This window comes from Rahnella sp. PD12R (assembly GCF_019200965.1).
GTDB lineage: Bacteria > Pseudomonadota > Gammaproteobacteria > Enterobacterales > Enterobacteriaceae > Rahnella > Rahnella laticis.
This window is the reverse complement of sequence record NZ_JAHTMS010000015.1, coordinates 37,150-51,302: the sequence shown is the minus strand read 5'-3', so window position 1 is coordinate 51,302 and position 14,153 is coordinate 37,150. Positions and strand designations below refer to the sequence as shown.

Annotated in this window: 14 protein-coding genes; 6 read left to right on the top strand and 8 right to left on the bottom strand. The window is 52.5% G+C overall.

The window, feature by feature from the left end:
- Positions 1–143 precede the first annotated feature (143 nt).
- The 5 genes from KWG64_RS22560 to KWG64_RS22540 all read left to right on the top strand — a co-directional run bounded on the left by KWG64_RS22560 (position 144) and on the right by KWG64_RS22540 (position 5,291).
- Positions 144–1,631 (top strand): UbiD family decarboxylase, encoded by a 1,488-nt coding sequence (locus KWG64_RS22560; RefSeq protein ID WP_218523185.1) that lies wholly within the window; start codon positions 144–146, stop codon positions 1,629–1,631.
- Between the two features lie 26 nt (positions 1,632–1,657).
- On the top strand, positions 1,658–2,278 hold the full coding sequence (locus KWG64_RS22555; protein WP_218523184.1) for a UbiX family flavin prenyltransferase: 621 nt from the start codon (positions 1,658–1,660) through the stop codon (positions 2,276–2,278).
- Positions 2,275–2,994 carry a DUF554 domain-containing protein gene (locus KWG64_RS22550; RefSeq protein WP_195824903.1) on the top strand — a complete coding sequence of 240 codons (720 nt, stop codon included), beginning with the start codon at positions 2,275–2,277 and terminating at the stop codon, positions 2,992–2,994. The genes KWG64_RS22555 and KWG64_RS22550 overlap by 4 nt, the downstream gene beginning before the upstream one ends.
- A 225-nt stretch (positions 2,995–3,219) precedes the next feature.
- Positions 3,220–4,761, top strand: a complete 1,542-nt coding sequence (locus KWG64_RS22545; RefSeq protein ID WP_218523183.1) for a right-handed parallel beta-helix repeat-containing protein — start codon at positions 3,220–3,222, stop codon at positions 4,759–4,761.
- 272 nt (positions 4,762–5,033) lie between these two features.
- Positions 5,034–5,291 (top strand): YdgH/BhsA/McbA-like domain containing protein, encoded by a 258-nt coding sequence (locus tag KWG64_RS22540; protein ID WP_195815431.1) that lies wholly within the window; start codon positions 5,034–5,036, stop codon positions 5,289–5,291.
- Positions 5,292–5,348: 57 nt separating this feature from the next.
- Here KWG64_RS22540 and KWG64_RS22535 read toward each other — a convergent pair whose 3' ends face one another.
- Together KWG64_RS22535 and tehA are read right to left on the bottom strand one after the other, a co-directional pair.
- A complete protein-coding gene (locus KWG64_RS22535; protein ID WP_152324738.1) occupies positions 5,349–5,576 on the bottom strand; it encodes a hypothetical protein in 228 nt (75 codons plus the stop codon).
- Between the two features lie 115 nt (positions 5,577–5,691).
- On the bottom strand, positions 5,692–6,651 hold the full coding sequence (gene tehA / locus KWG64_RS22530) for a dicarboxylate transporter/tellurite-resistance protein TehA (protein ID WP_218523182.1): 960 nt from the start codon (positions 6,649–6,651) through the stop codon (positions 5,692–5,694).
- Between the two features lie 197 nt (positions 6,652–6,848).
- Here tehA and KWG64_RS22525 point away from each other — a divergent pair, with 197 nt between their 5' ends.
- Entirely contained in the window at positions 6,849–7,082 is a 234-nt protein-coding gene (locus KWG64_RS22525; protein ID WP_218523181.1) for a DUF333 domain-containing protein, read from the top strand.
- Between the two features lie 75 nt (positions 7,083–7,157).
- On the opposite strand, the gene KWG64_RS22520 is transcribed toward KWG64_RS22525, so the two are convergent.
- From KWG64_RS22520 to KWG64_RS22495, 6 genes are all read right to left on the bottom strand, one after another.
- Positions 7,158–8,168, bottom strand: a complete 1,011-nt coding sequence (locus KWG64_RS22520; RefSeq protein WP_218523180.1) for a fimbrial protein — start codon at positions 8,166–8,168, stop codon at positions 7,158–7,160.
- The gene (locus tag KWG64_RS22515) at positions 8,168–8,689 is read right to left on the bottom strand and encodes a fimbrial protein (protein ID WP_195824897.1); all 522 of its coding nucleotides are present in this window, start codon (positions 8,687–8,689) and stop codon (positions 8,168–8,170) included. The genes KWG64_RS22520 and KWG64_RS22515 overlap by 1 nt, the downstream gene beginning before the upstream one ends.
- Positions 8,680–11,214, bottom strand: a complete 2,535-nt coding sequence (locus KWG64_RS22510; protein WP_218523179.1) for a fimbria/pilus outer membrane usher protein — start codon at positions 11,212–11,214, stop codon at positions 8,680–8,682. The genes KWG64_RS22515 and KWG64_RS22510 overlap by 10 nt, the downstream gene beginning before the upstream one ends.
- A 58-nt stretch (positions 11,215–11,272) precedes the next feature.
- Positions 11,273–11,953 (bottom strand): molecular chaperone, encoded by a 681-nt coding sequence (locus KWG64_RS22505; RefSeq protein WP_218523178.1) that lies wholly within the window; start codon positions 11,951–11,953, stop codon positions 11,273–11,275.
- Between the two features lie 68 nt (positions 11,954–12,021).
- Positions 12,022–12,597 carry a fimbrial protein gene (locus KWG64_RS22500; protein WP_195815438.1) on the bottom strand — a complete coding sequence of 192 codons (576 nt, stop codon included), beginning with the start codon at positions 12,595–12,597 and terminating at the stop codon, positions 12,022–12,024.
- Positions 12,598–12,651: 54 nt separating this feature from the next.
- Positions 12,652–13,254 (bottom strand): LuxR C-terminal-related transcriptional regulator, encoded by a 603-nt coding sequence (locus tag KWG64_RS22495; RefSeq protein ID WP_255562273.1) that lies wholly within the window; start codon positions 13,252–13,254, stop codon positions 12,652–12,654.
- Between the last annotated feature and the right edge of the window lie 899 nt (positions 13,255–14,153).

The following is a 14,153-nucleotide window of genomic DNA, read 5'->3' as shown; positions in this document are numbered from 1 at the left end:
CGTTTTTCTCATAATAATCCCTTATCAAAGAGCCGGGTAATGTTATTGGACTCTTATCACCGATTCTTTGCAAACTGACCGGGCAGCGGCAAAGAAGCACATTCCGCTGCACCCCCGATTACCTGACTTTAAGGGCCATTGAGATGTCTGAAGAACAAAAAAAAGTGACTGATCTCCGTTCCGCACTGGAGGTCTTAAGCCAGTACGACGACGAACTGATCTACACCGATGAACCCGTGGATCCGATCGCGGAGTTATCCGGTGTATACCGCTACGTAGGCGCCCACGGCACCGTTAAACGTCCGACCCAAATCGGTCCGGCGATGATCTTTAATAAGGTCAAAGGCTATAACGACATGCGGGTGCTGATTGGCCTGCTGTCTTCACGTAAACGCGTGGCTCGCCTGTTCGGTACCACGCCGGAAAACCTGGCGTTTATGCTGAAAGATTCCGTGTCGAATCCTATCGCGCCTGTCGTGATCCCACGTGAAAAAGCGGTGTGTCAGGAAGTGGTTCATCTGGCGACTGACCCGGATTTCGATATCCTGAAAATCCTGCCAGCGCCGACCAATACGCCGGAAGATGCCGGTCCGTATTTCACCCTCGGCATGTGCTACGCCTCCGACCCGGAAACCGGCGAGCATGACGTCACCATTCACCGCCTGTGCGTGCAGAGCAAAGACGAAATCTCCATGTATTTCGTGCCGGGGCGTCATCTGGACGTGTTCCGTCAGAAAGCTGAAGCGGCAGGTAAACCCTTGCCAATTTCAATCAGCATCGGTGTGGATCCGGCGATTGAAATCGGTGCGTGCTTTGAGCCGCCAACCACGCCGCTGGGCTTTGACGAACTGTCCATCGCGGGCAGCCTGCGCAATCAGGCCGTAGAACTGGTGGATTGTCTGACCGTGAATGCACGCGGTATCGCTAACGCCGAAGTCGTGATTGAAGGTGAATTGCTGCCGAACTACCGCGTGCGCGAAGACCAGAACACCAATACCGGCAAAGCGATGCCTGAATTCCCCGGTTATACCGGTGCCGCGCAAGCCGAAGTACCTGTGATCAAAGTGAAAGCGATCACTCACCGCCGTCATCCGATCCTGCAAACCTGTATCGGGCCGAGCGATGAACACACCAACATGGCGGGCATTCCGACAGAAGCCAGTATCTTGCAGATGGTTGAACGCGCACTGCCGGGCTTTGTGCAGAACGTTCACTGCCCGTCTCCGGGTACCGGTAAATACCTGGCGGTATTGCAGGTGAAAAAACGTTTTGCGGCGGACGAAGGTCGTCAGCGTCAGGCGGCACTGCTGGCGTTCTCAGCGTTCTCCGAGCTGAAACACGTCATGCTGGTGGATGAAGATGTCGATATCTTTGATCTCAATGACGTGATCTGGGCGATGACCACCCGCTATCAGGGCGACGTCAGCACCATCTTTATTCCTGGCGTGCGCTGCCATCCGCTCGATCCGTCATCCGATCCGGCTTTCAGCCCGTCGGTGCGCGACCACGGTATTGCCTGCAAAACCATTTTCGACTGCACAGTACCTTATAACCTGAAAGCGAATTTCCACCGCAGTGAGTTCCTCGAAGTGGACGTAAACCGCTTTATCCCGGGTTTTACTAAAAAGTGATCAGTAATAAGCAATAAGGAAACAGCATGTCAGGGTCTGCATTTAAGGCACCACAGAAAACTCGCGTTATCGTCGGGATCAGCGGCGCGTCCGGGTTCTCTTATGGCGTTCAGGCGTTGCGTTACCTGCGCCAGCTGGATGTGGAAACGCATCTGGTGATTTCCCCGGCCGGGCATCTCAACCGTGAGCACGAAACCACGCTGACGGAAGCGGATGTGGCAGAGCTGGCGGATGTGGTTTATCCCTTCCGCGCGGTGGGGGCGGCAATTGCCAGCGGATCATTCCGTACGCTCGGCATGCTGGTGGCGCCTTGTTCGATGCATACCCTGGCGGCTATTTCGACCGGTCTGACGGATAATCTGCTGACGCGGGCGGCGGACGTCGTGTTAAAAGAACGGCGCCGGCTGGTACTGATGGTGCGTGAAACGCCGCTGCATGCGGGGCATCTGCGCAACATGCAACAGGTGACAGAATCCGGCGCAATTGTTTTTCCGCCGGTACCTGCCCTGTACGCAAGGCCGACAAGTGTTGAAGACATTATTGCGCATAGCGTGGCGCGCGCGCTGGGTCTGCTGGATCTGGACTGTGCCGGTTTGCCTCGCTGGGGTGAAAACATGAAGTTAATGACCAGGAGTAAAGACTCGTGATTATCGGACCTTATATCAACGGCTCCGCCGTATTGATCGGCGGCATCGTTGGCGCGGTGCTCAGTAACCGCCTGCCGGAGCGCATCCGTACGTCTATGCCCTTAATTTTCGGGGCGGCTTCCATGTGTATGGGCGTCGTTCTGGTGGGAAAACTCAGCCATATGCCGGTGATGGTGCTGTCGGTGATCCTCGGCGCGCTGCTCGGTGAGCTGTGTTATCTGGAAAAAGGCATCGGCAAACTGGGCAGCAAAGCCCGCAGTCTGGTTGAAGTGTTTGTGAAATCTGATCCGGGCGATCAGGAATCTCAGGAAAAATTCCTGCAAAGCTACGTGGCGATCATTGTGTTGTTCTGCGCCAGCGGCACCGGGATTTTCGGGTCGATGCACGAAGGCATGACCGGCGACACCAGCGTGCTTATCGCCAAATCGTTCCTGGATTTGTTCACTGCGGCGATCTTTGCCACTACGCTCGGTTTTGCCGTCGCTGTGGTTGCTGTTCCGCAATTAATCATCCAGCTGCTGCTGGCGTACGGCGCGGTGTTTATCCTGCCGCTGACCACGCCCGCCATGCAGGCCGATTTCTCCGCCGTTGGCGGTGTACTGATGTTCGCGACCGGTTTTCGAATCTGCGGTATTAAGATTTTCCCGGTGGCCAATATGCTGCCCGCGCTGGTGCTGGCGATGCCAATATCCGCCCTGTGGACTCACTTTTTCTAACTGAGCGGCAGACAGTAACAGACGTTAAACCGCATGTTCGGGCAACCGCGCGTGCGGGAAATAAAAATGATGGATGACGTTATTTCAGAAAGCCATGTTTGAAAATTAAATACACCAGTGATTTCAATCGCACGCGGTGGCTTGCTGCTGCGTCCTTTCTGAGAATGACAGGGATCCAGGGACTGGAAATAATGCGTTTTTATCTAAGAAGAAACAGGTTCTGTCATGATAAAAAATAAACTTTCCGTTACGCTGGCATTATTAATGCCATTGACTTCCTTTGCAGCAGAAACGATTAATTCCGCACCAGAAGTTTTAAAAGTCACCTCATCCGCGGATGACGGCAGCGCAGGCACATTGCGCTGGGCGCTGGAGAAAAATAACCAAAACGCCGGACATTACCGCATTGAGCTTCAGTCCCCCGATAATCAGCCGCTAGTGATTAAGCCGGTTAAACCGTTGCCGGAAATTCTCGGGCCGGTGGATATCATAAACCTCGACTGGCAGAAAAATGGCAAATACGCTGCCATCGACGGTTCCGGTTATATCAAGGGCAGCGAACCGCAATCCTGTCCGGGCGCGGTCAGCGGCCAGTACGGCGCAAACGTCCGCACCACCACCATGCCGGGTCTGGTTTTACGCGATACCCATGACGTGACTTTACAGGGCGTCGAAGTCCGCAACTTCTGCATCGGCATTCTGATTAACCGCGCTAAAAATAACGTCATCGAAGACAGCCGTATCGTGGGCAACCGCGGTGGCGCAGGCATCATGATGACCGGCGATGACGGCAAAGGGAATTCCACCGCGACCACCACCGAGCGTAATAAAATTATCCGCAATACCTTCATTAATAATGGCGATGCGATGGAAGCGACGCGCGGTGCGTCATTTAACCTGATTGCTGAAAACTTTATTACGACCGACGACGTAAATAATAAAGAACCTTCTCAGGGGCTGGAAATGCTGTGGGGGAATGATAACGAAGTGCTGCATAACCATTTTGAAAACTATTCCGACGGTGTGCAGCTTAACTGGGGGAACCGCAATTATATCGCCGGCAATACCTTCACCAATCTGTCTTCCGCCGTCACGCTGAGCGGCACCGGCAATATCGTCGACAGCAATATCATGACCGGCAACCGCGTGGCCGTTTCCGTCCGTCCGCAGGGGGAACCCGGTAAAAATGGCGCGTTCGGCATCAACCGCATCACCGGGCCTGCGGTCAACCGCATTACGGCTAACATCATGGTTGATAACGGTAAACCGGTGAAACGCTGCTTTGCCGGCGGCAGTTGTCTGGAGGGGTTTGCAGGCGCTATCGTCTTTAACGTGCCGGGTCTGGAACACGCGGCCTTTACCGGCAACCGTGGCGGCGGCATCAGTAACGACACCAGCAAACTCGAAAAAATCTGCGCGATTGACGGCCCGTCAGCAGATTGCGAGAAAACCCCGAATAAAGATCAGCAGGCTCCGGCGATTACCCGCGTAAACCGCAGCCAGAACGCGCTGACCATCGACGGTCAGGTGAAAGGCGAAGCCAATACGCTGTACCGCGTTGAGTTCTTCTCCAACAGCAAATCCACACAGGATGAAGCTGAAAATTATCTGGGTTATCAGATGGTGCCCATCAATGCCAAAGGGCAGGGCGTCATTCACGACCAGATTAACGTCGCGGCAGATTTGCAGGTGGCGAATGTCACCTCAACCGCCACCACCAGCGACGGTGCCACTTCCACACTCAGTAAACCGGTTGCGCTGAAGTAAAACTTTTGTCCTGACAACGTGCATTCCCTGCAAATAAAACACCGGCAGAGCGTTTACCGTCTCTGCCGTCTCCCTTTCTGTTTATCCCTTCCTGCCCGCTTCTGGACGCGATCGCACATTTAGTTAATGGTCATTAAATAAATGTCTTGCACAAAGTCTCATCAGCCATTAGTATTTACTTATCGAACGTTAATTAATAAATAACGTTGACCTGAAACCGGGTTTCCTGAAGAAGGCATCCCAGACCAAATTAACGAACAGGAATTAACATCATGAAAACTATCACAATGACCATCGCTGCCCTGACACTGGCTACTGCTTCATTCACCACTCTGGCAGCAACTGAAGTTCAGTCCGCCCCTGCCGGTCAGCAAACTTTAGGTGTGGTCAGCGCATCAACTTACGGTTCACTGCCAAGCCTGCAATCACAACTGAATGCCAAAGCTGAACAGGCCGGTGCAAGTTCATACCGCATCATCGGTGCTTCCGGTAATAACCAGATGTACGGTACAGCAGAACTGTATAAATAAGATGTCACAGCAGTATGCAGAAGAGGCGGCGTTTGCCGCCTTTTTCATGTCTGCGGTTCAGTGGTATTTATGAAAATAGTTATTGCGGATCTTACGGTTGATAAAGCCATGGAGGCCGCTGCCTGCTTTCGCCATCGCTTTCATGCGGTCCACATCGGCCAGACCGGGGCGAATGGAGTTGTAGATGTAATGCCAGCCATCTTTAAACTTCACCGTAATTGAATCTTCCGTTGTCAAAAAAGCGACGATACCCGAATTACCTCCCCGATTTTGGTACCTTTCCATTCCCACCTCCCTGCCAGTGATATTCGATTTAAGCCAAATTATCTTAGCCACGAACTTTTTTCGTTTATGTGAGCCACCCGGCTTTTTTAAAGGTATCGGGCGATTACGGCGTGCCTTATTTCCCCGGCAACAACCTGCCGCTCACCAGCAACAACAGCGTTTTCACGATAAGCCCGGCCAGCAGAAGATTGGCAAGGGAAAATAAAATCCACGACAAAATCTGCATATCGATGACCTGCCGGCTGTGCGCCAGCCGTAAAGAGGCGTTTGCCATAGCTGAAAGACCGAACGAAAAGGCCCATATCGACGGGCTGAATCCGCCTGCAAAAAACCACCGCACCAGCCGGAGCATAAAGAAGAGTTGCAGTAAACCGTAGCCCAGCAGCAGCAGGGCGAACATATCAAAATGATTGCCGTTCACGCACAGCCACGCATAACAGGCGACAAACGCCGGTGCGAGCTGGACGCCAATCACGCCACGCGCCGGGCCGGAAAGTTCCGTCTGCGTGCGCAGCCGGTGGATGATCGCCGGTTCGAGTGTCAGCCATGAAATCAACCCTGCGCCGAGAAACAGCGCGCCGATATCCTGATGTCCGGCCGTGCCGAAGGCCATGGCGCAGATAAAGTTGGCAGCAACCGTCGGGAGATAAAAACCGGGTGTGGTGGCTTCTGAAGCAAATTCGCCGCGCCAGAGCGGGGCGCAACGCCAGGCGGAAAATATCAGTTGCCCGGTGGCACCGGCGATCATCAGCGTGTTCGCCAGCAGCAGGTTGTACGGATGTGAGCCTGTCGAAACCAGTACGCCGCCCGCGGGGAGTAAGCTGATGAAGCTGAACTGGTTATTATTGAGAAACTCTTCGCGCACGGTTTTCGGTTCGGTCAGGCATCGACCGGCGTAAACCAGCGCCAGCGTCAGCCAGATAAAGCTTCCGGCAAAAATGAGCGTTTCACCCAGCCAGGCAGGTCCCAGTCCCAGCGTGGCGGCATAGCGCCAGGCGCTGCCCAGCCCGAAAACCCCCAGAACCATCCCGAAAAAACTGACGGGAACCCGATGAACAAACTGCGAAAATGACATAGCGATTAACCGGAAGTGAAATGACCGGCAAAGTTTATACGCAAAAATCGCCCTCAGCGATAAGCCCGGTCAATGTTCCGCTGTAAATCAAAACGCAGGTCAAACGAGGTGCGTTTTTAGGAAACCATGAGTAGATAACCGAAAGCGTTGGGGAATAGAATCGCTGCGTTATTTTACTCTTTCCACGAAGGATCAGAATGAAAAAAGTCTTATTCATCATCATGGTTGCAGCGCTGTCGGGCTGCGTGAATCATCATCACGAACCGCAACGACGTCAGACCGGAATGGCGAATCCGGCGGCGGTTTATTGCCATGAAAGAGGCGGCAGATCGGTGAATATTGAAACGCAGCAGGGCGTCAGGACGGATTGCGTATTCCCTGACGGCAGACACATCGACGAATGGGAGTTGTACCGCCACGACCACCGCTAGGTCAGAGGCTTTGTGCCGGAAAGGCTTTCCCCGAAAGAGGAAAGCCTTTTTTATGGATGTGTTGTAAGCGCTCACTTACTGGTAGGAAAACGTTATTCCGGCCAGTGCGTTAGCGGTGCCCGGAATCACATCCCCCATACGGATATACCGCGCCTGAAAGGGAAGAGACAGCGTCTGTGCCGTACTCGTGGTCTGAATAAAGAACTGATTCAGAGTGCCGGATGCAGAACTGTCCTTACCGAGAGTGACCGGCGTACCGTTATACAGAAACTGCACACCAATTCCGGAGGCGGTGGAATCCGCCGTCAGCGAAACCGCGGAAGAGAAATTAGTGGGATGAGTCTGGTCACTGACGGTCGCGTTAACGGAAACCTGCTGGTCGCACGACAGCGAAATGTTGAAACCGCCCGACGGCGATGTGCTACCCACCGCAGGCAGTGAACGAACGTCAACTGCGCCGAGATCGACATTGGCGGTTTTCGTCAGCACGGTGCAGCCGGTGGCGCTGACCGTAATTGTCGTCGGATTAATGATCACTTTTGCCGTCACGGTTTCGTTATTTTTGACCGTCAGCAGTGCCGCATTCAATGTTTTGGTGGTGTAAACACCGGTCGCCAGCGTCTGGCTGGTTTTCACAAACGTGACCTTTGCCGACCAGCCTAACTTGGTGGCATAACCACTGGTGCCCGCTGCCGGATAAGTCTGCGTCTGCGCGCTTTGCAATGGCATATAGGTGGTGCCGTTGTAGTCTTTCAGGCCGAGAATAAAGCCCACGCCCTGCACGCCGGTTTCGAAAACGGTGTAGTTTGCGCCATCGACCGTCACGGTCATGCCGGTGGAAATCATGCTGCTGCCCGGCTCCATCGTGCCGGTCTGACAGGTCCACACCAGCCCGCACCAGACCACTTCCTCGACGCTGGCCGTCGCGCTCCAGGTCGAGCCGATAATTTTGCCCGGTACGACGGAATCCGCCGGGCCGGAGAAGCTCATCGGTTGTGGCGAGAGCGTGATATCAGATGTCCAGCTTGCGGCTAAAACGCCGGTCGCCGAACACATCCATAAAAGAGAAATCAGAAATAAACGCATTATTGGTACTCCATTACCCAGGTTGCCACGGCAGAAACACTGCCGGGATTGACGGTTTCACCGTTTGCCACCAGACGCGCGAAAAACTTCATCTGCACCGTCTCCGCGCCCGCACTCCCGTAGGCTTCGGTAGACGTGCCAAGTGGAATAGCGGTGCTGCGGTTATCCAGTAACTGCACGGCCACGCCGGTCGCGCCGTTGTCTTCGGTTTTTAAAAGCTCCGGATTGCCAGGATCCGGCGTACCGGTAAACGAGATTTTGACGCCGGAGAACGTCGGGCCACAGTCTTCCAGATTGATGGAAAATGGCGTTTTGACGTTGCTGACTGCGCCGTCCGCACCGAACTGGCGCGTCGCCACTGTGCCCAGCGGCACCGTGATTTCCTTTGAATCTGCCGACACCGTGCAGGTGTTGCCATAAATCGAACCGGTCACCGACACCAGCACGTCGTAGGCGCTGACCGGCGTGGAAATCAGCCCGACCAGCGCGGCGAATCCGGCGAAACGTAACATTACTGGCATATCACCTCCTGTGAATAAAGGCCGGTCTGTGCATTGTAATCACGCTTGTTCAGCTGATATTTCGCCGTACAGGATTTGCCGTTGCCGGTTCCCCAGACAGCTCTGACTGAACCGCTTTCCGGCAAACCGGACAAATACAGGCTGCCGTTATCGCCGACAATGCTGCTGCTGTCGTTTTTGTCATCCAGCAGCGAAACCACGGTGCCGAAAGGCAGAACGCCGTTTTTGTTGCGGATCACCAGCATGGCTTTCAGGCCGACGCGGGTCGGAATGGTCGCCCGGACCAGCGCGCCTTCGGTCGGTGTCGCATTGATCACCGCGTTATCCAGCTCGACGTCATTGCCCGTCGTCGTCACATCCAGCTCCACGCGGTTAACGCGGTAAGGCGTGGCGTAAGGTATGACCGCATAACCGCGGCTGTCGGTTTTAATCCCTTTATGGTTGCGGATTGCAACATTTGCCGCACCGGGCGCTTTCACCAAAATATTGGTGTTACCCAGCGGCTGGCTGAGCGTCAGGCCATTTTCATGCAACACCGCGCCGCCGCTCATGCCGTAGCTGAGATTGCGCGAGTTGCCGGAGTAGCTGTAACCGAGGTTGTAATCGCCCCATTGCCCCTGATATTGCAGCGCGGTATCGCCGCCGTATTGCTGCTGTTTGCTGTAACGCTGGTTCACGCTGTAATACAAATTGTCTTTGCCCGGCACATAGCCGCTCAGGCCCACGCTGTTAGTTGCGCCGCCGGCGTCAGACTGCGTGGCGCTGTAGCGTGCCCGCGTTGAAAGTGCCGGATTGCCCAGCGGCACTGACAATGACAGCGACACAATGTTGTCTTTCTGATTGTCGTAAAGGCTGGTGCTGCGCTGGAAATTCACCCCGACCGAGACGTTTTTGAACGTATTGTTCCAGGAGAACTGAATGCCCTGCGTCGATTTCTGCGTGTTCCAGTACGTCTGCTGATCCCATGACAGTGAAACGGATCCCAGATTTTCCATCGGCTGTGACAACATCAGCTGATTTTTGGATTTGCGCGACATTCTCAGGTCGTACACGTTTTCGTAACTGGTGGTGACCGTGCCGTCGCTTTCCGTCACCTGCGTCGATGTCCCGCCGTTCATGCCTTTGTAGGTCGTATCGCTGAGGGTATAAAACCCTTCGGTCGAGAAGCGCCATGAGTAGAAATTCAGGCGCGTGCCGACGTCGTTAATCAGCTTGCTGTAACGCAGGCGCACGGAATCCCCGTTATAACTGTTGCCGTCCGCCAGCGTGCTGCGGGCGTGGATCAGATCCAGTGAGTACGCGCCGAAACTGCCCATGTTCTGCCCGACGCCCAGCGCCACGCCGGTATAATCTTGTGATAACTGCGTACCGCCGTAGAACGTCAGGCCATATTTCCAGCCCCAGAACAACTCGCCCTGCATAAACGCCGGTGATTCCTGATTAGACGTCGGGCGGAATTTCCCGGCACCCAGCGAATATTTAAACTGCTCGGCTCGCACCAGATTGGGCACGCTGGCAAACGGCACGGAATACTGTGTTTTGCTGCCATCGTTTTCGGTGATGGTGACCGACAGATCGCCGCCGGAGGCCGTCGGGTATAAATCTTTTAAAACAAACTCACCGGCTGAAACCGACGTCTGATAAATGATGTTGCCGTTCTGGCGCACCGTGACCGTCGCATTGCTGCGCGCAATCCCGCGGATTTCCGGCGCATAGCCGCTCAGGCTGGCGGGCAACATATTGTCGTCAGTGCTGAGCGCCACACCGCGCAGGCTGACGGAATCAAAGATCTGCGCTGACGTGTAGGTTTCACCCGCATAAAACTGTGCGCGCAGGGCAGGCAAGTCGCGTTGCAGCCAGGTCTGAACGTGCGTCAGCTTGTTGTTTTCTTTGGTCCAGGTGGTGAAATCACGCAGACGCCACGCCCCCAGATTGACGCCGCTGTTCAGGCTGGCAAACAGCTGCTCGCGGTCGGCGCTGCTTTCGCCCTGATACTGGTTATTGGCACCGTTCACGACGTAATTAAACCAGGCCGACGTAATCCCCGATTCCCAGCTTTGCGGGCTGACATAGCCGCGCGGTAAATTCAGCATGAAACGCTGCGGAACCGAGACATTCACGGTCAGCGTTTTCTGGTCGAAATCAATCTGCGTTCCCGGAAAATAATGATTCAGGAAATAACATTTTTGCGTCAGCGGCAGGGCGTTGCCCTGAGCCTGCCCGGCATCAATGCCCATCGCGGTAATTTGTTCCGGCGTTAAGCAGGGCGCTGGCGCGGATTTCGCATTCTCTTTATCGACATCAAAATTAATATTGCCGGTGAATGCATATTCGTTATTCACGTAAACATTAATATTGTATTCACCCGGAGGTAATTCTCCTCCTGCATTTACCCAGGAAAGATCGGCAATATTAGATCCTTCACCATTAAGAAATGCCGGATTAAATTGCAAATCGTTCTCTGCGCACACAGCACTTCCCATCAGGTTTAAAGAAACCAGGGCACAAACGATTTTAACCTTCACGATATTACGCCTTACTTTATATTTTGCGGCTTCCGCTGCCGGTGACTTTACCTGACACTCATTTCACCAGCGGATAGGTCATCGCCGGTGTCCAGGCCCCGAAATCATTGATGGTCTGGTAGCTGAACTCACGGGCGCTGGCGAAAGACTCTTCCAGTGTGACGCTGCCTTTCGGCGGGATCATGACCGGTTTTACGGCTTTACCGTCCACGGTTAAATTCACGGTGGTGAGGTAATAAGGTGTCGGGTTATTGAGCTTAATTTTTCCCTGACGGAATTCTCCCCGGACACGTTTCCAGGCTTCATTCACATTTTCATTCAGCCCTTCAGGGCGGTAAAACACTTTAATCCGGTTCGCCGAAGCAAACTGTAAGGTATTTCCGGCGGCCTGTTTTGTATCCTGCGGAATGGCTTTTACGGTCAGCCAGTAAAGTGTCTCGCGATCAGCCGGCAATTTTTTGCCGTTAAAGATGACTTTCACCACACTTTCGGATGACGATTTTAAAACATATAACGGCGGCGTAATTACAAAATCATTCGTCCGGTTGCCGGATTCATCTTCTACCCATGACTGAATAAGAAACGGCGAATCCTTGCTGGTATTTCTGACATCCATTGACGATTGTTTGGCGGCGGCGGAATACACCATCCGCGTGGCGCCTAACCCTACACCCCCGGCATAAACGGCGGACGACGTGAATGAGGCGGCCAGTACGACATAAGAAGCTAACTTGTGCATAGCAATTCCCTTTTGCGGTGAATCAGGTCCGGCCATCCGGCCGGACCGCGGTAATGACAGACTAAAAATTACAGATAGGTCAGCGTGTAAGTCGCAACGGCGCTTGCATCACCGGCGGTCGCCGTCCCTTTAGGCGAATAGTATTTCGCGCTGAAGTTCAGGGTGTTTTCGCCGTTACGCAGGGCCGTTGCGCTGGAGGCTTCGCCCAGGTTTACCACGGTGCCTTTTTCGTCATAAAGACGGATGGCCACGTTTTGCGCCGTGCCGGTGCCGCCGTTAGAACCCGCCGCCAGGCTTGAGCTGTCGTTGGCGTCAGCGGTACCGGTGAAGGTCACGGCTGCTGTGGTGGAAACGGTGCTGTCGCAATCTTCCAGCACGATAGAGAAGCTTTTTGACGTGCTGGCTACGCTGCCGGCGGTGGCCAGAGAGGCGGTACGCACCTGACCCATATCGACATCAATGTTGGCGCTGTTGCTGCCCAGCGCACAGGCGGCGGTCACGACGCTGCCGTTGAAGTTCACGGTGCCGCCGTCGACGACAACCGGAACCGGAGTTTCATCGACTGCCATGGCCTGACCGGCGAAAACCAGCGTGGCCGCGATCAGTGATTTAGCGATTAATGATTTAGTGGTGTGTAATTTCATCTTAAAATTTCCATTTTTAATTTATTGCTAAGTATTGCTCTTAATACGGCAGAATTAACTGGTTAAAAAAATCAGCAGATCTGTCTTATTCCTGAGCCCGAGTTTTCTTGTCGCCGAGCTTTTTAATGCACTGACCCGACGATAAGAAAGTTTTTCCGTTGCCGCGATGCGGCGTAAGTCCTGCCCGTTTCTTAATTCTTTCAATACTTTCCACTCAATAGGCGTCAGGGATAACGCAGCAGGTTTAGATCTTGGCCGGTAACGTGAATCCACCAATTTCATAATGTTTGCATGCCAGTTATACATCGGCTCTTTCAGTGAAATAAAAGCATCGACATCTCCGCGCACCCATAACAATGAGCTGGTATGTACTGAGTACATACAAATAACCATATGTGGATGGCTAAGTTTGATTTTGTTAATAAACCTTAATGTGTCGAAGCCAGCGTTACATTTTTCAGGTTCCGAGAGAAATACGAGATCTATTCGTGTTTTTTCTAAAACCATATCAAGAACTTGATAATCACGAACAGAGGCTTTTATCCTTAATTTAGAACCCATGACTTGCAATAAGGAGGCTATTCCCTGTCGGGCATAGTGGTCATCTCCCATTAATGCAATATCCGTGATTCCCCCGGGTTCAAATATGCTTTCCATAATATCCCCTCGATTGGTAATGCTAATGTAATATCTTTTAATAAACGATCAACAACATGATTAATCTGGCTGAAAATAGGATTTATTCACTTATGATAGGTGATTTTTCGGAATGATCTTCTGAATAAATCTCACCTTCTGTTAATTTTTGGATTCTCTGACTTTGGGTAAAATGTGAAATTGCAGTAAAAATCACCATTTCGCGTTAAAATTGTTCAGAGTTATCCGTAGAAATATCCTAGTAACGACCGTTGAGTCTGAGATCTTCCTATTTAGAGGTATTCCTTGTTAATGCAGGTCAGGCCTGCTAAATGCTCCCTTTGTTATGCTTTCTTTCCCTTTCCGGTATGAGAATAATCATACAGAACAATCTTAAGTGTACTGTGCAGTTTATTAATGATTTGTAAAAACCGGAAAGCGGTTTGTCAGAGAACCCGCGCCCTTACTGACTAAACCTCACAAAATGCACGAAAATTCTGATTTTTAACCGGGCGGAAAACAACTGTTATGGCGAGGATTTTAATGGCTCAGGCCGCATTATTACTGGGTTCTTCTCTTTGCCACTTTAATAACGGGCATAACAGCGCGGACATCCGTGTCTGTCGCGTTCAAGGGTGTCGTATGTCAGTATTTGTAAATGTCAAGGTGCGGGGTTCGTGCATTTATCGCGAAAGGATAACGTTAAAAAATGCTTAATTCTCACCTTTGCTCTTTTTCATTAGAAATAATATCTGATGTTTTTAAACGGTTATGCTTCATAAAGCATTCAGACGGTTATGCTTAACTTCATAAAAAATCACACCTTATGAAAAGGTCTGTGGGCTGTAATGCGTCAATATAACCGCCCTTTAATGAACGAGCCGTAATGTAAGATATTAATATTGCTTAATCAGATTAAG

Excerpts from the sequence above, each read along its gene's own strand:
- KWG64_RS22500 (WP_195815438.1), bottom strand. The coding sequence starts at position 12,597 with ATGAAATTACACACCACTAAATCATTAATCGCTAAATCACTGATCGCG.
- KWG64_RS22560 (WP_218523185.1), top strand. The coding sequence starts at position 144 with ATGTCTGAAGAACAAAAAAAAGTGACTGATCTCCGTTCCGCACTGGAG.
- tehA (WP_218523182.1), bottom strand. The coding sequence starts at position 6,651 with ATGTCATTTTCGCAGTTTGTTCATCGGGTTCCCGTCAGTTTTTTCGGG.
- KWG64_RS22520 (WP_218523180.1), bottom strand. The coding sequence starts at position 8,168 with ATGCGTTTATTTCTGATTTCTCTTTTATGGATGTGTTCGGCGACCGGC.
- KWG64_RS22505 (WP_218523178.1), bottom strand. The coding sequence starts at position 11,953 with ATGCACAAGTTAGCTTCTTATGTCGTACTGGCCGCCTCATTCACGTCG.
- KWG64_RS22515 (WP_195824897.1), bottom strand. The coding sequence starts at position 8,689 with ATGCCAGTAATGTTACGTTTCGCCGGATTCGCCGCGCTGGTCGGGCTG.
- KWG64_RS22535 (WP_152324738.1), bottom strand. The coding sequence starts at position 5,576 with ATGGAAAGGTACCAAAATCGGGGAGGTAATTCGGGTATCGTCGCTTTT.
- KWG64_RS22540 (WP_195815431.1), top strand. The coding sequence starts at position 5,034 with ATGAAAACTATCACAATGACCATCGCTGCCCTGACACTGGCTACTGCT.
- KWG64_RS22555 (WP_218523184.1), top strand. The coding sequence starts at position 1,658 with ATGTCAGGGTCTGCATTTAAGGCACCACAGAAAACTCGCGTTATCGTC.
- KWG64_RS22545 (WP_218523183.1), top strand. The coding sequence starts at position 3,220 with ATGATAAAAAATAAACTTTCCGTTACGCTGGCATTATTAATGCCATTG.
- KWG64_RS22495 (WP_255562273.1), bottom strand. The coding sequence starts at position 13,254 with ATGGAAAGCATATTTGAACCCGGGGGAATCACGGATATTGCATTAATG.
- KWG64_RS22525 (WP_218523181.1), top strand. The coding sequence starts at position 6,849 with ATGAAAAAAGTCTTATTCATCATCATGGTTGCAGCGCTGTCGGGCTGC.